This window comes from Mycobacterium sp. NPDC050441, assembly GCF_040655355.1.
Lineage (GTDB): Bacteria > Actinomycetota > Actinomycetes > Mycobacteriales > Mycobacteriaceae > Mycobacterium.
Genome location: NZ_JBFAJS010000004.1, coordinates 363429 through 386479, shown reverse-complemented (window position 1 = coordinate 386479; position 23051 = coordinate 363429). Strand labels below are relative to the sequence as shown.

Below are 23051 nucleotides of genomic sequence, written 5' to 3'. Positions count from 1 at the left end.
TTGCCTGGGCTCAGCCGACCAACTCCTGCCCCAGGTAGTCGTCCGGTGTCCGCACCCCGCCAGGCACCACGAACACCGCCGACCCGATCGCAGTGGTCCACTGGTTCAGCGCGTCGAACTGCGCGAGGCGCCGTTGGACGGGCAGGAACTGCTCGTCGATATCGCGTTGGAAGGTCGCGAAGATCAACCCGCTGTTCGACGTCTGGCCGGGCTCTGCCGGATCGTCGTAGTTGTACGGGCGGCGCAGGAATCGCTCCCGGGTGCCGCGATGGTGGGCCAGCGCGACGTGGGAGTTCTGCGGGATGACCGGAATCCCATTCTGTGTCAACGTGAAATCCGGTTCGTCATGTTCACGGGTGCCGGTCAGCGGAGCACCGGAATCCAGGGTGCGGCCGACGGTGAACTCCTTGCTCTGGCGATCCAGCTCATCCCAGGTGTCCATGCGCATCGCGATGCGGCGGATGACCATCAACGTGCCGCCGACCAGTCCGGGGTGGACCGGCCCGGACATCCAGACCAGATCGTCGAAGTCGCCGGCGGTGAGGTTCGCGGTGCCGTCGATCTGCCCCATCAGGTTGCGCATGGTGGTGCCGCTCGCGTCGGCCCCGCGGGCATTGCGGAACCCGGCCTGCCGCCAGCGCGGCGTCGCCATCGACCGGACGTTCTTGGTCAGCACCCGGTTGGCATGGGCCACCGTCACCGGATCGTCGGCACAGATCTGCAGCAGCAGATCACCGCCGGACCACCGCTGTTCGAGCCGGTCCACGTCGAAAACCGGCAGCTCGCGCGCAGACGGCGGCCGGACCCCCGTCGTCCCGATCCGGTCGAGCAGCCCGACTCCCAGGCCGACGGTGATTGTCAATCCGGCTGGGCGGGTGGCGAGTTCAGGCTCGGTGTCGGCCAACGCGGGTGTGCCCCGGGTCAACCGGGCCGCATCGGCAGTCCACAACCGCAGGATCGCGGCGACGATTTCCCGCTCGGTGCGCCGCTTCCCGGCCCCGGTTGCGGCCGTGACGTCGAATGCCACGAACAGCCCGTGGGACTGCGGCGCGGTGGCGATCCCGCCCTGGTGCGGCCCGTAGAACGGCTCCACGTCGACACCGAATCCCGTTTGCACGGTGGCGGAATGGGCCGCGCCGGATTGGTTAAGTACCGCGCCGGCTGCCAGTGCCGCGGCGCCCCCGGTGAGGAGGCGCCGCCGGTTGACCGACAGGCGGGACGGATCAGCCATGTCCGTGCGGGGACGGCGGCTGGTAGTTCTCGTTGCCACCGGCGAAATCACGCACCTGGGCTGTAACCGGAAGTGACGAGCCGTCCTCGAACACCAGCGAGACCGGAACATCGGCGCCGGGCTGCAGCGGCGACTTGAGGTCCATCAGCATCAGGTGATCCCCGCCGGGCGCCAGTTCGTGGGTACCTCCGGCCGCGACGGTGAGCCCGCCTTCCTTGGGCCGCATGGTTTTCGACCCGCTGCCATCGCTGACCACCTCGTGCAGTTCCACCATGCCGGCAGCCGGCGAAGTGGCCGAGACGATACGTGCATCGTGGTGTCCGGCGTTGGTGAGCGTGCCGAAGACCGCCGTCATCCCGCCGTCTGCGGCACTGGCCCATTGCTCGCTGACCTGAACAGCGTCGGCCATCTTCTCGTCATGATGGCTCTCGGTGCAGGCGGCCAGCCCCACCGCCAAGGTCAAGCCGGTCGCCGTCAGAACAGCTGCAACCCTAGACATTTGATCTTCCTTTCCACCACGCCACGGCGACATCGACCACCAGAAAAGCCAGCAGGCTCAACCCGAACAACGGCAGAGACCATCCGATGACGGCGGCGACGACAACCACGGCCACGCTGCCCCAGGGCGGCAACTGCCGCAGCACCCCGCGCAGCGGTGCGCGACCCACCGCCCAGGCCGAACCCCGGGTGGGCCTGCGCTGCCACCACATCCGATAACCGCGCACGATGACGGTGATCAAGCCGACCATGGTGAGCGCCAACACTGCCTGGTTGGCAATACCGAACAGCAGGCCCATGTGGGCATCGATCGTCCAGTCGGTGAGCTTGGCCAGCAGGGGCCACTGCGCGAGGTTCACCCGGTCGGTCACCTTGCCGGACTCGGCGTCGACTGCGATCTCGTCGGCACGCGTGGGCCAATCACGTTTGCGTTCAGCGACTTTCCAGGCTTGGCCGGCTTCGGCCGGCGGATACATCCACATCGGGTGGCGGAGCCCGGCCTGCTCAGCCGTCGCCAGCACGGTATCGGCGCCACGCAACTCGGACGGGCCGCCGCGGTGGCCGTGATGCTCAGCGGTAGCGGCTGGGGCACCCGACAGCGAGGTGTCGACGGCAGGCGCCGTGGTGTTCAGCTTCGCCTGGATACCGTTGACCGTCTCGCCCGCATAGCGGGACCAGGTGATACCCGACACCGACAGCGCGAGCAGGACCGCCACTATCCACACCCCCACCGCGCCGTGCCAGGACAGGGTGCGTCGACGCCCGGAAGCCGTGCGGTCCGGCAGGACCAGGTCACGCGTCGTGCGGTTCTCCCGGCGACGCATGATCCACAGGGCCACCCCGGCCAGTGCGATCACCCACATCCAGCTCGCCGCCAGCTCGCTGTAGTTGCGGCCGAACGCCCCGAGATGCAGGTTGCGGTGCAGCTCGTCGAACCAGGCGCGCACCGGCATCCACTGCCCGTAGGTGGTCAGCGCGCCGCGCACCTCACCCGTGTACGGGTCGACGAACACCGTGCGCGAATAGTCCGGCGGAACGTCCTTGAATTCCGGGCCCACCAGCAGGCTGATCTGGGTGGTCTCGTCGGGCGCCGCGGGCGGGCGGATGCTCTCCACCGTGCCTTCCGGATGGGCATGGCGCGCCGCGGCGAGCTGATCGGCCAAGGGCAAGCGCTCGGTCCCGACCTGCTCGACCGTCAGCTCGTGCCGGTAGACGAACGTGTCGATCTGCGGGATCAGCGCATAGAGCAGGCCCGTGACGGCGGCGATCAGGATGAACGGGCCGACGAATATCCCGGCATAGAAGTGCAGCCGCACCAGAAGCGGACGGATGGAATGGGATTTGACGGGTGGAGGGGATTCCTCGCGTAGTTGATCGTCAGGGGTGATGGTCATGGAAATGCCTTCGCGGAAAAGAACTTGAAAGAACAGAAAGGTGCGCACGGAGCACAACGGAAAACAGCCCTGTCGGTGATCGACGGGCTCAGATGAAGAAGTAGGCGTTAAAAGCTCGTGCCGGGCGCCGCCGGCGGTGCCCGCATTCCCCGACCCGCGCACAGCAGAACCGGCCGCGCCACAACCACATTCGAAGGCCACCAGAGCTCACGGACCGACGGGCGGATCCGGGCGGCAGCGAAGATCCGCAACCAGCACAGCACCGAGGCACAGACCACATAGAGGTACTCGGCCAGGCCGATCACCAGACCGAGGCCGACCGCGGCGGCCGCGTGCAGACCGACCATCGGTGCGGTGGACAACGATGCCGCGTGATGGTGCCCGCCGGACATCGCCAGCGCCACGTGCCCGAGCAGCTGCCCAGCGACCAGGGAGGCGATCAGCAGACCGGCCTTGGCCGGACGCGTCTGCGGGTTCAGACCACCCACTGCGGCACCGAGCGCCGTGCAGAGCAGCAACAGCACGATCAGCGGGCTACCCGTCGGGGCCATGCCGCCCGCCGCAGTGTGGGCAACGGTCGCCGTCAGTGCCGAGCAAACGCCGACCAGACCACCGCGCAGGCGCGCGGCATGCTTGGCAGACGTGCTCACCTGCGGAACCTTACCGTGCGCCCTGAGCTGGGCTTCCGGCATCTGGCCCTAGGGTGACGACCGTGAGTACCCCGGCATACGACCAGTACGAGTTGATCGCCCCCGAGTACGCCCGGACGTTCGCCGGCGAATTCGAATCCCGGCCCTTCGACCGTGCGGTTCTACGGTCCTTCGCGGACCTGGTGGCGCGGGCCGGCGGACGAGCCGCCCTCGATGTGGGGTGTGGGCCCGGTGAGGCCACTGCCGAGCTTGCCGACTGTGGATTGGAGACCGAAGGAATAGACGGTTCGGCCGCGATGGTCGCTCTCGCCAGACAGCAGTGGCCGGAGCTGCGGTTTCAAACCGCCGACATGTTCGACCTCCCGTATGCGCCGGGGACCTTCGATGCGGTGTGTGCCTGGTACTCGGTCATCCACACCCCCGCCGCGGCACTGCCGGAACTGTTCACCGAGTACCGCCGGGTCCTGACCGATCCCGGATGGGTGCTGCTGGGCTTCCAGACCGACGGTGAGACCGCGGTTTATGACCATGCCTTCGGCCGGGATGTGGCGCTGACGTTCCTGCGCCATGACACCGCCGCGGTGTGTACCGCCCTGCAGGCGTCGGGATTCACGGTGTACGCGACAACCAAGCGCGCCCGTCAGGCGCAGCTCGATGAGCCCACGGCCCAGGCCATGGTCATCGCACATACGTCGGGTGGTTCGGCGTGACGATGGATCGGACGAGTTCGGTCAAATCGTTTGTGATTGCTGGGAGTTCAGTTGGGTCATGGTCGGCGAGATACTCGGCGATCAGTTCGATCCCGGCTGCAACGACGATGCGGCACTGCTGGTCGCTGAGCTCGCGCAGATCCGGTTCAGCCTGTGCGCGTAGCTGTTTGAGCCTCGGAGAGAGGGCGGCGACGAACTCGGCGATGGCCTCGTTGCGGCGGGCGCGCACTCGCGGGCCGGCACCGAGAGCTTCCAGGAAGAACATGCGGGTCGATGCCGGCGTAGCCGCGATCAGCGCGAGGACCTGGCCTGCGTACCTCGGGATCTCGGCCGGCACGAAGGGTTCTTGTGGGTCTGCAGACGCGAGGCCCGCTTGGCTGACCAATACCCCGACAGCGCAGTATGCGTCCAGGAAGACATCTTCTTTGGTGTCGTACAGCTGGTAAAAGGTCTTGCGTGAAACCCCAGCCCGTTTGGTGATGTCCAGAACGGTCGTGACCGGATACCCGGGGTCGGCGAACAATTCGATTGCCGCGGCCATGATCCGGACACGCTGCGCCTCCCGGACATCGTCGCGGGACAAGTCGTGGCGGTGACGCGGCAGGGCTGCCGGCGGCTCACCGGCCAGCAGCCGCAGCACCGCGGCTGCGGTCTCAGGGGTTGCCTCCCTCAACGGCCCGCTCACGCGTATGAACACTAGCGGCTGACCGCATCAACCCGCGGCACTACCTGCAGACGATGCCGGTGGCCGAGGGCGGAATCGGACCATGGTGCCGTGGCGCGGCACCAGTACAACCGAGCGGCGCACCGCATATTCAGGCTTGGGGCTGTCCGCAGTGAATTCACCCTCACGCAGCATTACCTGCAGAGCGGTGGTCAGTTCCAATAGCGAGAAACTCGCTCCGAGGCAGCGCTTGATCCCGCCACCGAACGGCAGCCACGCATAGGTCTGCGGCCTGGCCTCGCGGAACCGTTGCGGCCGAAACTCATCGGGATTCTCATACGTCGCGGGGTTGCGGTTGACCGCGTTGATCTGCACCACAATCCGGGTACCGGGGTCAAGGGTGAAGTCGCCGAGGTGATAGGGAGCCGCGGTCACACGAGCGGTGAACGGTACCGGAGGGCGTAGCCGCAACGTCTCGTTGATCACCGCTGCCGTGTATTTCGATTCCCCGACCTCCGCCTCGGAACGCACCTGCTCGAGAACTTCTGGGTGGTGCGTCAGGAAATCCATCACCCACGCCAATGTGGTCGCTGTGGTTTCGTGCCCGGCAAGCATCAAGGTGATCAGATCGTCGCGAATCTGGCTGTCCGCCAACCCATTGCCGTCCTCGTCCCGGCTGCACATCAGCAGGGCAAGGATGTCCAGTTGTCCCTCCAGATGCGGGTCGGAACGCCGTTGGGCAATCAGGGGCATCACGACCTGGTCGATCTCCTGATTGATCCGGGCGAGCCGGGTCCAGCGCAGTGCCCCGAATCGCCGCAGCGCGTAGCGCATCGTTACTTGCTCCGAGACTCCCAGGTCGAGCAGCTTCTCGAACGGAGCGCCCAACCGACTCACCTCGGTAGGGTCGTCGACCCCGAAAATCACCTTGACGATCGCATCCAGGGTCAACTGGCGGGCTGCCGCCAACATCGAGAAAGGCTGTCCCACCGGCCAGCACGCCATGGCCGCGCGCGTCGCCTTCTCGACCACCGGAACGTAGCTGTTCAGTGCGGTGCCGTGCAGAGGCGGGGACAGCAGTTTTCGCCGCCGCAGATGTTCGGGCTCCTCTTGCACGAACATCGAACCGGACCCATAGATCACCGCAGCCGGACCAACTCCCTCACCACCGAGCAGCACATCCGGGGGTGCGGTGAACACCTGTTTCGCCAGCGCTGGATCAGAGACGATCACCAGATTGCCGAACCCTGCCACCGGCACCCTCATCACCGGTCCAAACCGGCCCAACAACCCCAGCAACAGCCGCTCGCCGCCGACCAGGTATCCCGCCCCGTACAACGCGCCGAACAGCCCCGACAGCGGGCGCGGCGCAGGCAACCCCGGCGGTTGGCGTCGCGACGGTTCAGCCTTGCCAGCAGCAGTGACAGTCACGAGTCCACCTTTCCAAGGTCAGAAACACATCGTTTCTGATGCGTTTCAGAGTACACCGTGTTTCTGACTATGCGCACTAACCCTCGCGCCCGCTCCAGCGGTTGACCATAGAAACACACAATGTATTCTCACTGAGACAGATACATCGTGTTTATCTATGAAGCAGCACGTCAATGCGTTGAAAGGGCAATACCGTGACAAGGGTTACCGACCAGCAATTCCACCTCGACCTACCCAGCAGACGAGAGGACGAGGGCCTGTTCGGCCCAGGTTCGGTGTCCTGGCGGGTGTGGTCTCACCCCGCCACGATCCCGGGAGTGATGCGGTCGTTCGTCCTCGACATGGTCGCCAGCACCCACGGGGCAGCCGCGCTGGAGGACCACAGCCGCTATCGCGAAGACCCGCTCGGACGCCTGAACCGCACCATGTACTACTTCCTGACCGCGGTGTTCGCGGACACCGCCACTGTCACCGCAGCCAACCAGCGGCTGGACCGGCTGCACGCCCGGATCACCGGCACGGAACCGATGTCCGGTCAGTCCTACAGCGCAATGGACCCCTACCTGCGCCTCGGCAACCACATGCTCTCGTGGCATTCGGTGTTCTTTGCCTACCAAACCCTTGCCGGCGGCCTCACCCCGCAAGAACAAGACCAGTTCTTCGCCGAAGCGGCCATCGCCTTCGAGACCTTCGGCATCGACTACGACGATATCCGCGCAGCCGCGGCCCACCACGGCATCGTCGAACAACTTATGCCAGAACGCATTCCGTCCAGCCGCGACGACTATCGCCGACTGTGGACCGCCTCTCGCCACTTGATTTGCGTCAATGCACAAACCCGTGGCGCGCCCTTGACGCGATCCTGCACCCACGCGCCCTGGATGGCAACCCCGTCAAGGCTGCCCTGTTCCGGGCCTATCCGATCTTGGCCCGTGCCGGGCTCGCCCTCATACCGCGCCACATCCGACGCACAAGTGGGCTACCCACCTCCGCAGCCAACGATGCCGTCATTCTCGGCGCCGCCCGCCTCACCACCGCCTCCCTGCACCACAGCCGGACATACCCGCACCTGCTCAAGCGCCTCTGCCCCCAGGGACACCAGATCCAGACCCAAGCGCTTCAACCAGAGAACGCCTGACGCGACCGGCCTATGAGTCTTGACTTATATAAGTGGCAGCTTTTACTCTGACCACGTGCACGCCTTCGACATTCTCGGAGATCCGGTGCGCAGGCGGATCTTGGAGCTCATCCAGGCGGGTGAGCTGTCATCCGGTGCCATCACCGAGGTGATCCGAGCCGAGTTCGAGATCAGCCAGCCTGCGGTCTCACAACACCTCAAGGTCTTGCGGGACAACGGTTTCGCCAGCGTGCGGGTGGAAGGCACGCGTCGGCTGTACAGCGTCGACGCGACACCGTTGCGTGAGGTCGACCAATGGCTCGAGCGCTTCCGGCGCAACTGGACACCACATCTGGATGCCCTGGCGACCGAGATCGCGCGCGGCAAACGTGAACGAAGAAGAACCACGAACAAGGAGGCTTCCCCGTGATCGACGTCCAACACCAGCTCAACGCGGTCCGCCGCAGTGTGGGCCGTAAGACGTTCGAGGCCCGTGAGGCGCGCGTCGTGAGCGTCAGCCAGACCTACGACACCGATGCAGCCGATCTGTGGGCCGCCTGCACCAGCCTGGATCGGATCCCCCGCTGGTTCCTGCCGATCACGGGTGATCTGCAGGTGGGTGGCCGTTTCCAGCTGGAAGGAAACGCATCGGGCGAGGTGCTGACCTGCGAACCGCCGCGGTCCTTCACAACCACCTGGGAGTCCATGGGGGCGACCAGCTGGGTCGAGGTCACCATCGCGGAAGCGGGCGAGAACCGGGCCACGTTCACCCTGGACCACATCATGCACGCCGATGACGATGACGAGTTCTGGCTGCAGTTCGGGCCGGGTGCGGTCGGAGTCGGTTGGGACTCTGGACTTCTCGGTCTTGCCGGATATCTCGGTAGTGGCGATCGCATCACGCCGGAGGAGGGTGCGGCCTGGGCGGCCAGTGAGGAGGGCCGTGGCTTCATGTCAACCGCGAGCGAACTCTGGTACCAGGCCGCGTTGGCCGCCGGCGAAGATCCCGCTCGGGCACGCGCCGCGGCGGATCGCACCACCGCGGCGTACACCGGGAGCTGACCTGGTCAGACACGCCGTGACGGGGTCCCGCCGGACCACCGCCGTACCCTGTCGGTGTGCCCGACCTCCACCCGAACCTGACCGTGCTGGCTCCGCTGCTCGGCACCTGGGCCGGCCCCGGCGCCGGCGAGTATCCGACGATCGAATCGTTCGAGTACCTCGAGGAGATCACCTTCGGCCACGTCGGCAAGCCGTTCCTGGCCTACAACCAGCGCACCAAGGCCCGCGACGACGGCCGTCCGCTGCACGCCGAGACCGGATATCTCCGGGTCCCGGCACCAGGGCGGGTCGAGTGGGTGCTGGCGCATCCGACCGGCATCACGGAGATCCAGGAGGGCACGGTCCAGGTCGTCGACGGCCGTATCGACATGGAGTTGTCCGCGACCACCATCGGATTGACCGCCTCGGCCAAAAACGTTGCGGCGCTATCGCGTTCCATCCGGGTGGACGGAGACCAACTGACGTACGACGTGCAGATGGGCGCCGTCGGACAACCACTGCAGCACCATCTTTCCGCGACCTTGACCAGGAAGAGCGAATGAGCCAACAAGCACCGACCGGCAAGATCGCCGTCCCCTCCGATCTGGACGCGGTCACCGACATCGGCGACGAGGACCATTCGGAGATCGACCCGAAGACCGTCGAGCGGATCTGGGAATCGGTCCGGTACTGGTATGGATCCGGCCTGCACCCGGCCATCCAGGTGTGCTTGCGGCGCAACGGGAAAACCGTGTTGAACCGCGCGATCGGCCACGGCTGGGGCAACGGTCCCGACGATGCCGCGGATGCCGAGAAGATCCCCGTCACCACCGCAACCCCGTTCTGCGTCTACTCGGCGGCCAAGGCGGTCAGCACGACCGTCGTGCACATGCTCGTCGAGCAGGGGCACTTCTCCCTCGACGACCGGGTCTGCGACTACCTGCCCAACTACACCAGCCACGGCAAGGACCGCACCACCATCCGGCATGTGGTGACCCACAGCGCAGGGGTGCCGATCCACACCGGGCCGCGCCCCGATGTCACCCGCGTCGACGACAGCGAATACACCCGTGAGCAACTGGCCCTGCTCAAACCGGTGTACCGGCCCGGCCTGGTGCACATCTACCACGGGCTGACCTGGGGTCCACTGATCCGCGAGATCGTCTCGGCGGCCACCGGTCGCAACATCCGCGACATCCTCGCCGAGGAGATCCTGGACCCGCTTGGCTTCCGCTGGACCAATTACGGCGTTGCCCCAGAAGAGGTTCCGCTGGTGGCGCCCAGCCACGTGACCGGTAAGCCGCTGCCCGCTCCGATCGCCGCGGCGTTCCGGGCCGCGGTGGGCGGGACGCTGGACCGGATCATCCCGCTCAGCAACACCCCGCTGTTCCTCACCAGTGTCATCCCGTCGTCAACCACCGTCTCCAATGCCGACGAGCTGTCCCGGTTCGCCGAAATCCTTCGGCGCGGAGGCGAACTCGACGGGGTCCGGATCATGAAGCCCGAGACCCTGCAGGCCGCGACGACGCCGTGCCGGCGGATGCGGCCCGATGTGGCGACCGGACTCAAGCCGATGCGCTGGGGTACCGGGTACATGCTCGGCGGAAAACGCTTCGGGCCGTTCGGCCGCAACACACCCTCGGCGTTCGGGCACACCGGCCTCGTCGACATCGCGGTGTGGGCCGACCCGCAGCGCAGTCTGTCCGCCGCGATCGTCAGCAGCGGTAAGCCCGGGGCGCACCGCGAGGCCAACCGTTATCCCGCGGTGCTGGACCGGATCGCTGCCGAGATCCCGCTCGGCTGAGGCGAGTCAGCGCAGCTTCTCCCCGTACACCCGCTCGACGGTCAGCGTCATGAGTACCCGGCGATCGGAGACCATCACCGACCGGTACTCATCCCAGTCGGGATGCTCTCCGGCGGCACTGCGGTAATAGTCGACCAGGGCCTCGACCTCGGGTCCGTGCGGGTCGGTTCCCGGCCCGGTGAGCGTCACAGCACCTTCCGCGGTGGCCCAGGACCACCCGTCGGCGCTGGTGACTTCGAGCGCGGCCCGAGGATCGCGACGCAGGTTGACCGTCTTGGCCCGCCCTTCGGTCATCGAGACGTAGATGACGCCGGCGGCCCGGTCGAAATACGGCGTCACCGGGGACAGCTGCGGGACGCCGGAGGCCTTGATGGTGGCCAGCACCCCCAACCGGGCCTCGGCCAGTACATCGCGCGGATCGAAGGGCGGGTTAGATGAGGTGTTGGCGGTCACATCTGTGCGCAACCTCCGGCCGCCCGCCCGCTATTCCAGGAGCTGCCGATGCCCGACGATGCCCTCCGCGAGGATCTCGCCGAACTGCTGCGCCGAAAGGCGATGACGGAGGACGCGGGCAGACCCGAGGTGGTGGCGCGCCGCCACGCCGCGAGAGGCCGCACCGCCCGTGAGAACATCACCGACCTGATCGATGCCGGATCGTTCGTCGAGTACGGGCGGTTCGCGATCGCGGCTCAGCGCCAGCGCCGCAGCCGCGACGACCTGATCGAACGCACCCCGACCGACGGCCTGGTGGCCGGAACGGCACGGATCGACGGTGCCGCCTGTGCGGTGCTCTCGTACGACTACACCGTGTTGGCCGGAACCCAGGGCGCCATCGGACACCGCAAGAAGGACCGGTTGTTCGAGATCATCGAGCGCCTGAAGTTGCCGACGGTGTTCTTCGCCGAGGGTGGCGGCGGCCGCCCGGGTGACACCGACATCCCGACGGTGTCATCCCTGGAGATCCGGGCATTCGCGTTGTGGGCCGGGCTGTCCGGTCTGGTGCCGCGCATTGCCGTGGTCAAGGGCCGGTGTTTCGCCGGCAACGCGGTGATCGCCGGTGCGGCCGACCTGATCGTCGCAACGGAGGACAGCTCGATCGGGATGGGCGGACCGGCGATGATCGCCGGCGGTGGCCTCGGCGAGGTTGCCCCCGACGATGTCGGCCCGATCTCGGTGCAGGCGTCCAACGGTGTCGTCGACGTCGTGGTCGCTGACGAGGCGCAAGCTGTCACCGCGACCAAGAAGCTGATGGGCTACTTCACCGGGCCGGCCGAACCCGAGGTGGCCAGGCCGGATCCCGTCGACCAAACATCCCTGCGCACAATGATTCCCGAACGGGCGCGGCGTGCCTATCTGGTGGCACCGATCATCGAGACGCTGGCCGATGCCGACTCGGTCACCTTCTTGCGGGAGAAGTTCGCCCCGGAGATGGTGACCGCTCTGGCGCGTATAGAGGGTAGGCCCGTCGGCATCATCGCCAACAACACCATGGTGATGGCCGGTGCCATCACCGCCGCGGCTTCCGACAAGGCCGCCCGGTTCCTGCAGTTGTGCAATGCATTCGGCCTGCCGGTGGTGTCGCTCGTGGACTGCCCCGGATACATGGTCGGCCCGGCCGCCGAGGCCGAGGCCCTGGTACGGCGCGGGTCTCGCATGCTGGTGGCCGGTGCAGCACTGACGGTGCCCCTGGTGGCGGTGATCCTGCGGCGCGGTTACGGCCTTGGAGCACAGGCGATGTGCGGTGGCAGCCTTCACGAACCGTTGCTCACGGTGGCGTGGCCGGGCGCCCATCTGGGTCCGATGGGTCTGGAGGGTGCCGTCCGGCTCGGCCTGCGAAAGGAACTGGAGGCCATCGCCGATGACGATGAGCGCGAGCAGGCCGTACGGGCTGCCACGGCGGCCGCCGAGGAGAACGCGCGGGCGCTCAACTCGGCATCGTTGTTCGAGATCGACGATGTCATCGACCCGGCGGAGACCCGGGGTTTGATCGCCGCAACACTGGCCGCCGCCGCGCAGCACGAACGGCCCGCGGCCGGTCCGCGGTTCATCGACACCTGGTGACCGTCATAGCTCCAGGTACATGATGTGCAGCCCGACCGGACCGTGCGCCCGCGACCGGTAGGCCTTCGGGACGGTGCCGATGATCCGAAATCCCAGGTCTTGCCAGAGCCGCACGGCCCGCACGTTCGTCTCCACGACGGCGTTGAACTGTATTGCCCGATAACCGTTTTCCCGATGCCAATCGATCATCCACAGCGCCATGGCGCGTCCGACACCGCGCGCCGACGAGGCCGGGTCGACCATGAAGCTCGCGGTGCCGACATGGTCACCACGGCCGGGCTTGTTGGGCACCATCCGCGCGGTGCCGACGATGGCTCCGTCGACCACCGCGACGATGGTGTGACCGGGTTCAGGAGCCAGCCACACTTCGCGAATCTGTTGGTCGGTCAAGCCTTCTGGGTAGGTGTAGCTTTCGCCGTCGGCAACGATGACGCGGAAGAACGGCGCGATCTCGGGGATGTCATCGGTCCTGGCGGCACGGATCTGCATTCCCCGACCCTACGACCGAACCGTTGACTACACGCTGTAGTAGACGTAACGTCCGGACTGTGTCTGATGGTCCTCCTCACGTGCGGGTGCGCCAGTGGAGCTTCGCCCAATGGGGACTGCTGATCATCTCGCTGTTCCATGTGGTCCAGGCAATCATCGGTTTCATTGCCGAGCCGAGCTTCGCCATCGGTCCTGACGCACCGACGACACCGATTCTCGGGATGGACTACAACGGCTGGCATGCAGTGGCCGGCCTGGCATTGTTCGGTCCCGGACTGGTTTTGTGCTGGCGAAAATCGTGGGCCGTGCTCTATCTCCTGCTGGCCGCGGTGGCCGGAGCATTGCCAGGAATCTGGGCGTTCTTCTCCCACCAGGTGGCCTACATATTCGCCTTCCCCAACAACACCACCGACGCGGTCGTGCACCTGGCAACCGCTGCCGTGATGCTGGCCGTGGCGGGTGTGCAGATCTACCGCGATGGCGGTCTACGCAACTCGCTGTCCGGGCTAACCCTGAAGCGGTGAACAGATCAGTTAGCTGAACGGCCCGCGGATAACAATTTGGTCACCACACTCAGCGGCGCAGATCACGATCAATTAAGAATGGCGTTCGGTCTCTGAGACATTTCAAGATCATCGACCCCAATTCGGCGGAATTGAGGCGCAATTCACGGCGTCCGACCGTAACACCACCACACCCGTCACAGCTGTCTCACAGCGCAGATGTTTTGCTCGACCGCATCGCGGCTACTTTCGAGTTCGGGCCGGGGACAGCGATTACCAAATCGCAACCCAATGAGAAACCCAGAACCCCGAAGGAAAATGATCATGAAATTCACTGGTATCACCGCGCGTCGGGGAATTGCCGGCGCTTGTGCCGCGGGCCTGCTCGGCGGCGTCGCCGCCGCGATGATCGGCGCGCCCACCGCCTCCGCCGCACCTGACTGCAGCGCCAGCGGAGTGGCCGGCACCGTCAGCAGCACCACCGGCGCCGCACGTGCCTACCTCGACAGTCATCCGGGTGCCAATCAGGCCGTGAGTGCCGCGTTCACCCAGCCGCGTCCACAGGCCGCGGCGACACTGCGCGGTTACTTCACCGCCAACCCGCAGGAGTACAACGACCTGCGCGGCATCCTGGCCCCCATCGGGGACACGCAGCGCACGTGCAACGTGACGGCACTGTCACCCGAACTGGCCTCGGCCTACTCGGAGTTCATGGCCGGGTAGTCCCGCCGCGCGGGGATGGTGGCCACTGCACGGCGGCGGCCACTGGATACCGTGGAGCCAGGCCGACACGTCGAGGAGGACGGATGGCGAACCCGTGGCAGACGGTCCGAGGCAACCGCGGCAGGAAGGTGGCCGGGCAATCGGCGACCCGCGTCCGTAAACGCAACCCGTCGCCGCTCGAACCGGCCTGGACACCTGAACCGGCCCGGTACGGCGTCGGGGTCCACCACAATGTGGCCGTCCGCGCGTCCGACGGCACCGTGCTCCGGGCCGACATCCACTATCCGACCGTCCCCGAGACCGGGGCACCGGCGCCGGGGCCGTTCCCGGTGCTGCTGTCCATCACGCCGTACGGCAAGAAGGCCCCGCCGCCGGCCGCCCAGATCGGCGGCGGGGCCACTCCGTACCTGATCCGGCGCGGCTACATCGAGGTGATGGCCGACGTGCGGGGCACCGGCGCCTCGGGCGGATCGTTCGAGATGCTGGGCGCCGTCCAGGTCCAGGACGGTGTCGACTTGGTGAATTGGGCTGCACGGCTGCCGAATTCGAATGGCAAGGTCGGGATGTTCGGCATCTCCTACCTGGCCATCAACCAACTTCTCACTGCCGCGGCGGTCGGCCCCGACTCGCCGCTGAAGGCGATCTTCCCGGTGATGGCCGCCAATGACTTCTACCGCGATGTGGTCACCATGGGCGGGGTGCCGCACATGCGCACGGTGCGCGCCTACGGCGCCGTCTATTCACTGCTCAACGTGGTCAACCCGGTGCTTGAGTTCGCCAAACGCGGCACTCATGAACGCCCCAGAGCCGGTGGCCTGGCCGCGGTGCGCCAGCGCGGACGTGGCCAGCGCCAGTACTTCCGGACCATGATCGGCGACGCGAACGCCGGCGGCGACACCGCTTTCGACGGGCCCTTCTGGGACACCATGCGGGCCTCGGACGTCTTGCCCGAGATCGCGAAGAACAGCGTTGCGGTCTTCCTGATCGGCGGCTGGCACGACGCCTTCCAGCGCGGCGCCCCGCTGAACTACGCCACGCTGCAGAACGCGTACACCGGTCGGCCCCCGTATGGCCCGATGGAGCCCGGCCAGCCGGTGACCGACCGCGTGCAATTGATGATGGGCCCCTGGTATCACGTCTCAGATATGGACGGGCTGCACGTCCATGCGTTGCAGCTCCGCTGGTTCGACCGCTGGCTCAAGGACGACACCCACGCCGCGGTGACCGGCCCGCCCATCCGCTTCCAGGCCATCGGCAGCTCGGAATGGTTCCAGGCGCAGGACTATCCGTTCCCCGAGGCCACGCCGACGCGGATGTACCTGGCCGAGGGCGGGCACCTTGCCGCCGAACCGGCTGCCGAGCGGACCGAGGCCACGCTGCGCTACACAGTGCGCGGCCCGGTGTCGGGCCGCAGCCTGGAGCAGTGGACCCTGGGAATGGGCAGCTTCATGGCCGCCCAGACGGGACGGCGCATCCGTTACGACCTGGACAACCGTCGCCTGCAGCGCGAGGCCCTGACCTACACCACGGCCGAGTTCACCGAGGCCCGGCTCATCGCAGGCCCGGTCACCCTGACCGTGCACGCGACGGCCGATACCACCGAGACCCTGTGGGTGGCGCACCTCGACGACGTCGCGCCGGACGGCGCCAGCCGGCCGCTGACCCAAGGTGCGCTGCTGGGTTCGCACCGGGCCCTGGATCCGGAGAAGACGTGGTACCTGCCAGATGGAACGGTGCTACGGCCGCATCACATCAGTACCCGCGCCGCGGCCGAACCGGTCGTGCGCGGTGAACTGACACGATATGACCTGGAGATCTTCCCCACCGCCGCCGTGCTCGAGCCGGGTCACCGGTTGCGGCTGACCCTGACCACCTACGACTTCCCCCACCTGGTCCCCACTCAGCCGGCGCGGGAGGCACTGATCGCGGGGACGTACCGAATCCGTCAGGGCGGGGATTCACCGTCGAGTCTGCTCATCCCGTTGGCCGCACCGACAGCGTTCACACCGGGCGCGACGCGCGGAGGTACGTAAGACTTCCGGCCAGTCGGATACGTCCCGATCCCACCACCGTGCAATCGAATCCGGCGTTCTCGAGCAACCGGGGCAGGGCGTCGCCGCGCACGTCGACGATGTGCAACCTGCCGCGCGGCCGTAGGACCCGGAACAGTTCGCGGGCGGCGGCCACCTTGGTCGCCTCGTCGAGGTGGTGCAGCATCATCGAGGACAGCGCCAGGTCGAACTCGCCGTCGTCGAACGGGAGTTCCTGGGCATAGGCCCGGGTGAATCCGACGCCGGTCATGCCCTTGACTTTTCGTTCCGCCCGTCGCAGGGCGCGCGGATCAGGGTCGGTCCCGATGATATCGGCGCCGGGACATGCCTTCTTGGCGCGGACTGTGAGATTACCGGTTCCACAACCTATTTCGATGACCCGCTGGCCGGCCGAGAGTCCGGCCTGCGCGACCAGTTCGCGGTAGGCGGGGTTCATCCCCAAGACCCGCGTCAACAGGTCATAGCCGGGCAGGAACGCGTCATGGCCCGTGGCGGGCAGGTAATCGTGCCGGTTTGTCAGCAGATGTGGACGATGTTTGGTCATGAACTCCATGATCCAGCGGATTGGACATCGATAGTTGGGTGAAGCTTGGCGATATCAGGATTATCTTTGGCGTTATGCCCGACGTGTCCCGCTTGGTTCGCCACCGCGATGGCGTCCCGGTCTACCGGTATTGGACCGACCGTGACGCGCCGCCGGTGTCGGTGACCCGCGGCCGGCGTGCGGAACTCCCCGAACACCGGCCGCACATCCACGATTTCCCGGTGCTCTGGTACGTACCGACCGCCGGAGTCATCTATGTGGTGGCAGCAGGCGAGGTGATCGACCCACGGCCGCTGACCACCGAAGCCGATGGGATCGGCGTGTACTTCGACCCCACCGCGCTGGGCCGCGACGCGGGGTCACCCTGGCCCACCTGGCAGGCCCACCCCCTGCTGTTCCCTTTCCTCCACGGCCGGTCGGGTGGGCTGCTGCAACTTCACGCGCCTGCTGATCGACAGCCACTGTGGGACAACACCATCCGATCGATCGAAGATGAGCTGGCCGCCCGGCGTGAGGGCTACCGCCAGGCGGTGCTGGCTCATCTGACCCTGCTGCTCATCGACCTGGCCCGGCTCGCCGACGACGTGGTGAGCGATCTGCGGCGTAGCGGCGAGCCGTTGCTGGCCGAGGTGTTCTCGGTGATCGACCGCCGCTTGTCGGAGCCCCTGTCGCTCAGCGACGTCGCCCACGAGGTGGGGATGACAGCGGGTCATCTCACCACGTTGGTGCGTCGGCGGACCGGGCGCACGGTGGGTGAGTGGATCAACGAACGCAGGATGAGTCGGGCCCGCGACCTACTCGGCAAGACGGACCTACCCGTCGCCGAGGTCGCCACGAGGGTGGGCATGGCCGACCCTGGGTATTTCAGCCGCCAGTTCCGCCGGACGCACGGCGTGTCACCGCGGGAGTGGCGGCGACCGGACGGCATCAGAACCGAATCACCTTGATAACAGAGGGGTTACGCCGGGCGCGGCCACAGTGGCCCCAGCTCGGGCGTTGTTAGCGTGCCGGTGTGAGACTGAGAATGTTCGGTCGGATGTCGCGCCGCGTGGCGGCTGTGGCGATTTCAGGGCTGATGTTGCCGGGGCTGGCCATGGCCGGGCCGATACCGACCGCCGCTGCGTATTCGCGCGATGGCCTGCCGGTGGAGCGCCTGCAGGTGCCGTCGGCCGCGATGGGTCGCGACGTCACGGTCCAGTTCCAGGGCGGCGGCCCGCACGCGTTGTTCCTGCTCGACGGGTTGCGCGCGCAGGACGACGACAACGGTTGGGACATCAACACCGCGGCGTTCGAGTGGTTCTACAAGTCCGGCATCTCGGTGGTCATGCCGGTGGGCGGCCAATCGAGCTTCTACACCGACTGGTACCGGCCTGCGGCAGGCAGTGCCGGCACCACCACGTACAAGTGGGAAACGTTCCTGACCCAGGAATTGCCGGCCTACCTGGCCGCCAAGCGGGATGTAGCGCCGACCGGCAATGCCGTTGTCGGGCTGTCGATGTCCGGTGGACAGGCCCTGAACCTGGCCATCTGGCATCCCGCCCAGTTCATCTTCGCCGGTGCCCTGTCCGGCTTCATGAACCCTTCACAAGGCCTGTGGCCGACCATGATCGGCTTCGCGATGAAGGACGCCGGTGGCTACAACTCCACCGACATGTGGGGTACCTCCAACGATCCGGCCTGGCGCCGCAACGACCCGACGGTCAACGTCAACCGGCTGGTGGCCAACAACACCGCCGTGTGGGTGTACTGCGGCAACGGCGTTCCCTCAGAACTCGACGCTCCCGGCGGCAACTTCGGCACGCTCTACAGCGCGCAGTTCCTGGAGAACATCACGATCAACTCCAACAAGGAGTTCCAGCAGAAATATGTGGCAGCCGGCGGTCGCAATGCGCGGTTCAACTTCCCGCCCAACGGGACCCACGGGTGGAACTACTGGGGAGCCCAACTGCAGGAGATGAAGCCCGACCTGCTGCGGGTGCTGAACCAGAACGCGGCGGCGGCAGCCGCACCCCCTCCCGCCGCTCCGGCACCTGCCGTGCCCGGCCAGGTCGCCCCGGTGCCCGGCCAGGTTCCCGGAGTAGCGGCGGCGCCCGCGTCACCGGTGGTACCCGGCATGACCGGGGTACCCGGCCAGGTTCCCGGAGTCGCCGCAGCGCCCGCGTACCCAGTGGTGCCCGGCCAGGCAGCAGTGCCCGGCGTGGCCGGCGTGCCTCGAGTAGCTGGGGTGCCCGGTATGGCCGCGACGCCGGTCGCGCCGGTAGCCCCTGGCCTGCAGACGGTGCCCGTGGCGCTGCCGCGGTAACGACCGCGTTTGTAACGTCACGGCGGGAAATCGACCGAATTCTCGCCGTGGCGTTACGCACGCGAAAGGATCATCACAAGGAATCCGGCCGCCACAGGCCACCCCGGACCTGAAGTGGGCTACATCGTCCAGGGTGACGTCGACATGGTCTTCGACGATCGACCGACCCAGCACCTGCATTCGGGTGACCCGTTCGTCATCCCGGCCGGGGTCATCCACGACGCCCACAACGTCGGCACCGTGCGGACCCTGATGCTGTCCACCTACGTGGTGCCCGTCGATCAGCCCCGCACACCGCGGTAGATGCCGCGACGGACGATCCAGGGCTGGAGCACCCGTTCGATCGACCAGGCCGGGAAGCGGAACGCAAACCCATTGGCCGCGAATACTTCCAACCCGTCCGCTTGCACACCGAGCACCGATCCCCAACGGCCGGCCGGTGGACGGTAGCTGCGCATCCGGCCTCCGGAGAAGTAGGCGGCGACATTGCGGGAGAGCAGCCCGTCGGCCCGGTTGCGGGCCGAGGATCGCAGCGGGTCGGTGGCCGCCACGTCGCCGACGGCGAACACACCGTCGAGTCCCGGCACCCGCAGGTCGGGAGTCACCCGCACGAAACCGTCCTCGTCGAGCACATCCCCCGGCAGCCAGTCCGTGTTGGGCCGAACCCGGCCGACGGCCCACAACACCGCATCGGCCTTCGTCGCCGGCTGGCCGGTGCTCCATTGGACCGGGTCGGAGGTGATGGCCGCGCAGTCGAAGTCCTCGGGCACCACGGCTCGATGACCGGGGTGCAGTGTCACCCCGGCCGAAGCCAGCCTGCCTTCGACACGCTGGCGGGCTCGCCAATGATGCTGCGGCAGAATGTGTTCCCCCGGGTAGTACAGCCCGACCCGCGTGTCGGGCCACTGAACAGCGATGTTGGCCGCACTGCTGACCGCCGCAGCGCCGCCTCCTATGACGGCGACTGACGGTGCCGATCCCAACCGCTCGTGCGCGGTCCGCAGCCCGGCATCGACATCGCCGGCCGACTGCAGAACCGCTTGTCGCCAAAAGCCGTTCGTCACACCGGTGCAGACAACGAGCGCGTCGTAGCGTTCCACCCGAGGGTTCCCGTCGGCATCGCGCACACTGACGGTGCGGGCCGACAGATCGGCCCCGGTCAGTGTGCCGTGCACGGTGCGGACCCGGTCGAGTTCGCGGAACCGGTCGAAGCTGATCCAGTAATTGCGCGCCCAGTCGTCGGGCCGGGCCAGCCGCGTGCCCAGTTCCTGACCGCTGACCAGGCCGGGGTTCACCGAGATGCCGACGACGTCGAAGCGACGCGCCAACCGGATCGCGGTGAGCACGCCGGTGTCGCCGAGTCCAGCGATCACCACGCGCTTTCGGTCCACGCTCGAGGACGCTACCGCCCGCCTGCAGGCCATCAGATCCCTTTCCCTATCGTGGCTGGATGAGCAGTGTCGCTGATGCGGACCGGGTCGCCGACCTCGCCCGCCGGGTTGTGGCCGACCACGACCCCAAGAAAGTTCCGATCCCCGAGTACCTGGCCGCCTGTTACGACGCGGGCCTGTCCTGGGTGCACTTCCCGGAGGGCCTCGGCGGTCTCGGGGTCTCGCGCGGTCTGCAGGCCGTCGCCGACCGCATCCTGCAGGGCGCCGGTGGGCCCATACCGTTGAGTCTCAATCCCATGGGCTACGGCATGGCCGCACCCACGGTGCGCGAGCACGCCCAGTCCGAGGAACTCAAGAAATCCTGGCTGCGGCCGCTGGCCAGCACCGAACACATCTGGTGCCAGCTCTTCTCTGAGCCGGGCGCCGGATCGGATCTGGCCGGGCTGGCCACTTCCGCAGTCCCCGACGGGGACGAGTGGGTGCTGAACGGGCAGAAGGTGTGGACCAGCCTGGCCCACCGGGCTCGCTGGGGCCTCCTGCTGGCCCGCTCGAATCCCGATGTGGCCAAACACAAAGGCCTGACGTACTTCGTGCTGGACATGCACGGTCCGGGCGTCGAGACCAGGCCGCTGCGGCAGATGACCGGCCAGGCCGAGTTCAACGAGGTGTACATGACCGACGCCCGTATCCCCGATGCTCATCGGCTCGGAGATGTGGGCAACGGCTGGAATGTCGCGATGACGACGCTCATGAACGAGCGCAGCGCGCTCGGCGGCAGCGGCAACCGGCGTGGAGCCGGGACCATCTCGGATGCCGTGGCGCTGTGGGCATCACGTACGGATCTGCGGACTCCGGTGCTGCGCGACCGGCTGACCCAGCTCTGGCTGCGCTCGGAGGCCCAACGGCTGACCGCCGAACGTTCCCGCGCGGCCGCCACTGTCGGCGGACCGGGGCCGGAGGGCTCGATCGGAAAGCTCGTCGGCGCCGAACTCAATCAGCACATCTACCAGTGGTGCATGGATCTGCTTGGGCCCGAAGGAATCCTGTATCACGCCTACGGGACAGGCGACCGAGACGACGACCAGAACGACACCGACTGGCGCGGCCCCATCCAGCAGCGCTTCCTGCGCAGCAAGGCCAACACGATCGAAGGCGGCACCTCAGAGGTGATGCGCAACATTCTCGGCGAACGGATCCTCGGGCTGCCCGGCGATCTGCGGGCCGATGCCGGTATGCCGTGGAAGGAGATCCCGCGTGGCTGATTCTGAGTTCTCATTCACCGACGAACAGGCTCAACTGCGCACCGCGGTCCGAAAGTTCTGTGCCGAGAACTTCGGCGAGCAGACGGTGCGCACGCTCATGGAGTCCGAGCCTCGGTTCGATCCGAAAGTGTGGACCCGGTTGGGCGCCGAACTCGGCGTGCTCGGCCTGGCGGTTCCCGAGGCCGACGGCGGCGCCGGCGGCACGCTCGTCGACCAGGCCATCGCGGTCGAAGAACTCGGGGCGGCACTGGCCTGCGGTCCGGTGTTCGGCACCGTGTTGCTGGCGGTGCCCGCGCTCGTCGCCGCCTCGGCCGGTCCGGTGCGCGACGAACTCCTCGGCGCACTCGCCGAAGGCACCCGCACCGCAGCGTTCGCGGTCCCGGATCAGGCGGGCGCGTTCGATCCCGCCGCGGTGAATGTGACTGTCGCCGAAGACGGGACGCTGACCGGGACGGTCGAGCGGGTCGTCGATGCTGACGCCGCGGACACATTGTTGGTGGCGGCCGCGGGTTCCGACGGCGTGTCCCTGTACGCGGTCGACGCGTCAGGCCCAGCGGTGCAACGCACGCCGCTGGTCACGCTCGACCTGACCCGGCCGCAGGCCACCATCGTCTTGACCGCCGCCCCCGCGCAACTGGTGGCCGGACCCGGCGAGGCCGATCACGTCATCACCCATGCCTTCCAGGTGGCGTCGACCCTCCTGGCCGCCGAGCAGGTCGGAGCCGCACAGCATCTGCTGGATCTGTCGGTGGAGTACGCGAAATCGCGGCTGCAGTTCGGCAGGCAGATCGGGTCTTTCCAGGCGGTCAAGCACCGGCTGGCGGACTGTCTGGTCGATCTCGAGCACGCCCGGTCGGCGACCTACCACGCGGCGTGGGCACTCGCCGACGGGACCGACGACCCGGCGCTGGCCGCGAGTATCGCGCAGGCCACCGCATCGGCGGCGTTTGCCAAGATCGCGTCTGACACCATCCAGGTGCACGGCGGTATCGGGTTCACCTGGGAGCACCAGGCGCACCTGTACTTCAAGCGGGCCACCACCGACGCGGCGCTGTTGGGCAGCGCCGAAGCGCATCGGTCCCGGGTCGCCGACCTCGTGCTCGACGACGCACCGGCCGACCGGGCGCCGTGGGTGGCGACGGGTACACACTGATCGGTTGAAAACGCGCGGCAGCCGTTATGCGA

At 67.2% G+C, this 23051-nt stretch carries 25 protein-coding genes; 15 read left to right on the top strand and 10 right to left on the bottom strand.

Features of this window, described 5'->3' with window-relative positions; genetic code table 11:
* Positions 1 to 10: 10 nt before the first annotated feature.
* From AB0I14_RS14755 to AB0I14_RS14740, 4 genes are all read right to left on the bottom strand, one after another.
* On the bottom strand, positions 11 to 1231 hold the full coding sequence (locus AB0I14_RS14755; RefSeq protein ID WP_358022291.1) for a Dyp-type peroxidase: 1221 nt from the start codon (positions 1229 to 1231) through the stop codon (positions 11 to 13).
* Positions 1224 to 1730 carry a copper chaperone PCu(A)C gene (locus tag AB0I14_RS14750; RefSeq protein WP_358022288.1) on the bottom strand — a complete coding sequence of 169 codons (507 nt, stop codon included), beginning with the start codon at positions 1728 to 1730 and terminating at the stop codon, positions 1224 to 1226. Before AB0I14_RS14750 ends, AB0I14_RS14755 begins: the two co-directional genes overlap by 8 nt.
* Positions 1723 to 3123, bottom strand: coding sequence for a PepSY domain-containing protein (locus AB0I14_RS14745; protein WP_358022285.1), 1401 nt, complete (start codon positions 3121 to 3123; stop codon positions 1723 to 1725). Before AB0I14_RS14745 ends, AB0I14_RS14750 begins: the two co-directional genes overlap by 8 nt.
* 107 nt (positions 3124 to 3230) lie before the next feature.
* Positions 3231 to 3773 (bottom strand): hypothetical protein, encoded by a 543-nt coding sequence (locus AB0I14_RS14740; protein WP_358022282.1) that lies wholly within the window; start codon positions 3771 to 3773, stop codon positions 3231 to 3233.
* A 62-nt stretch (positions 3774 to 3835) separates the two neighbouring features.
* Between AB0I14_RS14740 and AB0I14_RS14735 the strand changes: the two genes are divergently transcribed.
* Positions 3836 to 4483: a class I SAM-dependent methyltransferase gene (locus tag AB0I14_RS14735; RefSeq protein ID WP_358022279.1), complete on the top strand. Its 648-nt coding sequence runs from the start codon at positions 3836 to 3838 to the stop codon at positions 4481 to 4483.
* On the opposite strand, the gene AB0I14_RS14730 is transcribed toward AB0I14_RS14735, so the two are convergent.
* Both AB0I14_RS14730 and AB0I14_RS14725 read right to left on the bottom strand, forming a co-directional pair.
* Positions 4452 to 5168 carry a helix-turn-helix domain-containing protein gene (locus AB0I14_RS14730; RefSeq protein WP_358022277.1) on the bottom strand — a complete coding sequence of 239 codons (717 nt, stop codon included), beginning with the start codon at positions 5166 to 5168 and terminating at the stop codon, positions 4452 to 4454. The genes AB0I14_RS14735 and AB0I14_RS14730 overlap by 32 nt on opposite strands.
* A 27-nt stretch (positions 5169 to 5195) precedes the next feature.
* A complete protein-coding gene (locus tag AB0I14_RS14725) occupies positions 5196 to 6578 on the bottom strand; it encodes a cytochrome P450 (RefSeq protein WP_358022274.1) in 1383 nt (460 codons plus the stop codon).
* A 194-nt stretch (positions 6579 to 6772) separates the two neighbouring features.
* On the opposite strand from AB0I14_RS14725, the gene AB0I14_RS14720 reads away from it, so the two are divergent.
* The 5 genes from AB0I14_RS14720 to lipE are packed head-to-tail and all read left to right on the top strand — an operon-like array spanning position 6773 to position 10540.
* Entirely contained in the window at positions 6773 to 7732 is a 960-nt protein-coding gene (locus tag AB0I14_RS14720) for an oxygenase MpaB family protein (RefSeq protein ID WP_358022271.1), read from the top strand.
* 39 nt (positions 7733 to 7771) lie between these two features.
* Complete coding sequence (locus AB0I14_RS14715) at positions 7772 to 8125, top strand: metalloregulator ArsR/SmtB family transcription factor (RefSeq protein ID WP_358022268.1); 354 nt, start codon at positions 7772 to 7774, stop codon at positions 8123 to 8125.
* Positions 8122 to 8757, top strand: coding sequence for an SRPBCC domain-containing protein (locus tag AB0I14_RS14710; protein ID WP_358022265.1), 636 nt, complete (start codon positions 8122 to 8124; stop codon positions 8755 to 8757). The genes AB0I14_RS14715 and AB0I14_RS14710 overlap by 4 nt, the downstream gene beginning before the upstream one ends.
* A gap of 56 nt (positions 8758 to 8813) precedes the next feature.
* Positions 8814 to 9299: a peroxynitrite isomerase gene (locus AB0I14_RS14705; protein ID WP_358022262.1), complete on the top strand. Its 486-nt coding sequence runs from the start codon at positions 8814 to 8816 to the stop codon at positions 9297 to 9299.
* Positions 9296 to 10540, top strand: a complete 1245-nt coding sequence (lipE, locus tag AB0I14_RS14700; RefSeq protein ID WP_358022259.1) for a lipase LipE — start codon at positions 9296 to 9298, stop codon at positions 10538 to 10540. The genes AB0I14_RS14705 and lipE overlap by 4 nt, the downstream gene beginning before the upstream one ends.
* 6 nt (positions 10541 to 10546) lie before the next feature.
* Here the strand turns inward: lipE and AB0I14_RS14695 are convergent, their stop codons facing one another.
* Positions 10547 to 10993, bottom strand: coding sequence for a PPOX class F420-dependent oxidoreductase (locus AB0I14_RS14695; protein WP_358022256.1), 447 nt, complete (start codon positions 10991 to 10993; stop codon positions 10547 to 10549).
* Positions 10994 to 11041: 48 nt separating this feature from the next.
* Between AB0I14_RS14695 and AB0I14_RS14690 the strand changes: the two genes are divergently transcribed.
* Positions 11042 to 12601, top strand: a complete 1560-nt coding sequence (locus AB0I14_RS14690; protein ID WP_358022253.1) for a carboxyl transferase domain-containing protein — start codon at positions 11042 to 11044, stop codon at positions 12599 to 12601.
* Between the two features lie 3 nt (positions 12602 to 12604).
* Here the strand turns inward: AB0I14_RS14690 and AB0I14_RS14685 are convergent, their stop codons facing one another.
* On the bottom strand, positions 12605 to 13090 hold the full coding sequence (locus AB0I14_RS14685) for a GNAT family N-acetyltransferase (protein WP_358022250.1): 486 nt from the start codon (positions 13088 to 13090) through the stop codon (positions 12605 to 12607).
* Positions 13091 to 13176: 86 nt separating this feature from the next.
* Here AB0I14_RS14685 and AB0I14_RS14680 point away from each other — a divergent pair, with 86 nt between their 5' ends.
* The 3 genes from AB0I14_RS14680 to AB0I14_RS14670 all read left to right on the top strand — a co-directional run bounded on the left by AB0I14_RS14680 (position 13177) and on the right by AB0I14_RS14670 (position 16349).
* A complete protein-coding gene (locus AB0I14_RS14680; protein ID WP_358022856.1) occupies positions 13177 to 13614 on the top strand; it encodes a DUF4383 domain-containing protein in 438 nt (145 codons plus the stop codon).
* A 303-nt stretch (positions 13615 to 13917) separates the two neighbouring features.
* Positions 13918 to 14316 carry a heme-binding protein gene (locus tag AB0I14_RS14675; protein ID WP_358022248.1) on the top strand — a complete coding sequence of 133 codons (399 nt, stop codon included), beginning with the start codon at positions 13918 to 13920 and terminating at the stop codon, positions 14314 to 14316.
* Between the two features lie 83 nt (positions 14317 to 14399).
* Entirely contained in the window at positions 14400 to 16349 is a 1950-nt protein-coding gene (locus AB0I14_RS14670) for a CocE/NonD family hydrolase (protein WP_358022245.1), read from the top strand.
* Here the strand turns inward: AB0I14_RS14670 and AB0I14_RS14665 are convergent.
* Positions 16318 to 16920 carry a methyltransferase domain-containing protein gene (locus tag AB0I14_RS14665; protein WP_358022242.1) on the bottom strand — a complete coding sequence of 201 codons (603 nt, stop codon included), beginning with the start codon at positions 16918 to 16920 and terminating at the stop codon, positions 16318 to 16320. The two genes, AB0I14_RS14670 and AB0I14_RS14665, sit on opposite strands and share 32 nt — an antisense overlap.
* Before the next feature lie 65 nt (positions 16921 to 16985).
* On the opposite strand from AB0I14_RS14665, the gene AB0I14_RS14660 reads away from it, so the two are divergent.
* The 3 genes from AB0I14_RS14660 to AB0I14_RS14650 all read left to right on the top strand — a co-directional run bounded on the left by AB0I14_RS14660 (position 16986) and on the right by AB0I14_RS14650 (position 19516).
* Complete coding sequence (locus tag AB0I14_RS14660; RefSeq protein ID WP_358022239.1) at positions 16986 to 17858, top strand: AraC family transcriptional regulator; 873 nt, start codon at positions 16986 to 16988, stop codon at positions 17856 to 17858.
* 128 nt (positions 17859 to 17986) lie between these two features.
* A complete protein-coding gene (locus tag AB0I14_RS14655; protein WP_358022853.1) occupies positions 17987 to 19213 on the top strand; it encodes an alpha/beta hydrolase-fold protein in 1227 nt (408 codons plus the stop codon).
* Positions 19214 to 19282: 69 nt separating this feature from the next.
* Positions 19283 to 19516 (top strand): cupin domain-containing protein, encoded by a 234-nt coding sequence (locus AB0I14_RS14650; protein ID WP_358022850.1) that lies wholly within the window; start codon positions 19283 to 19285, stop codon positions 19514 to 19516.
* On the opposite strand, the gene AB0I14_RS14645 is transcribed toward AB0I14_RS14650, so the two are convergent.
* A complete protein-coding gene (locus AB0I14_RS14645; protein WP_358022236.1) occupies positions 19495 to 20604 on the bottom strand; it encodes an FAD-dependent oxidoreductase in 1110 nt (369 codons plus the stop codon). The two genes, AB0I14_RS14650 and AB0I14_RS14645, sit on opposite strands and share 22 nt — an antisense overlap.
* 59 nt (positions 20605 to 20663) lie before the next feature.
* Between AB0I14_RS14645 and AB0I14_RS14640 the strand changes: the two genes are divergently transcribed.
* Entirely contained in the window at positions 20664 to 21866 is a 1203-nt protein-coding gene (locus AB0I14_RS14640; RefSeq protein ID WP_358022233.1) for an acyl-CoA dehydrogenase family protein, read from the top strand.
* Positions 21859 to 23019 (top strand): acyl-CoA dehydrogenase family protein, encoded by a 1161-nt coding sequence (locus AB0I14_RS14635; protein WP_358022230.1) that lies wholly within the window; start codon positions 21859 to 21861, stop codon positions 23017 to 23019. Before AB0I14_RS14640 ends, AB0I14_RS14635 begins: the two co-directional genes overlap by 8 nt.
* Positions 23020 to 23051: the final 32 nt, after the last annotated feature.

Coding starts and splice junctions, on each gene's coding strand:
- AB0I14_RS14670 (WP_358022245.1), top strand. CDS start 14,400: ATGGCGAACCCGTGGCAGACGGTCCGAGGCAACCGCGGCAGGAAGGTG.
- AB0I14_RS14660 (WP_358022239.1), top strand. CDS start 16,986: ATGCCCGACGTGTCCCGCTTGGTTCGCCACCGCGATGGCGTCCCGGTC.
- AB0I14_RS14745 (WP_358022285.1), bottom strand. CDS start 3,123: ATGACCATCACCCCTGACGATCAACTACGCGAGGAATCCCCTCCACCC.
- AB0I14_RS14690 (WP_358022253.1), top strand. CDS start 11,042: ATGCCCGACGATGCCCTCCGCGAGGATCTCGCCGAACTGCTGCGCCGA.
- AB0I14_RS14750 (WP_358022288.1), bottom strand. CDS start 1,730: ATGTCTAGGGTTGCAGCTGTTCTGACGGCGACCGGCTTGACCTTGGCG.
- lipE (WP_358022259.1), top strand. CDS start 9,296: ATGAGCCAACAAGCACCGACCGGCAAGATCGCCGTCCCCTCCGATCTG.
- AB0I14_RS14665 (WP_358022242.1), bottom strand. CDS start 16,920: ATGGAGTTCATGACCAAACATCGTCCACATCTGCTGACAAACCGGCAC.
- AB0I14_RS14655 (WP_358022853.1), top strand. CDS start 17,987: ATGTTGCCGGGGCTGGCCATGGCCGGGCCGATACCGACCGCCGCTGCG.
- AB0I14_RS14675 (WP_358022248.1), top strand. CDS start 13,918: ATGAAATTCACTGGTATCACCGCGCGTCGGGGAATTGCCGGCGCTTGT.
- AB0I14_RS14755 (WP_358022291.1), bottom strand. CDS start 1,231: ATGGCTGATCCGTCCCGCCTGTCGGTCAACCGGCGGCGCCTCCTCACC.
- AB0I14_RS14685 (WP_358022250.1), bottom strand. CDS start 13,090: ATGCAGATCCGTGCCGCCAGGACCGATGACATCCCCGAGATCGCGCCG.
- AB0I14_RS14640 (WP_358022233.1), top strand. CDS start 20,664: ATGAGCAGTGTCGCTGATGCGGACCGGGTCGCCGACCTCGCCCGCCGG.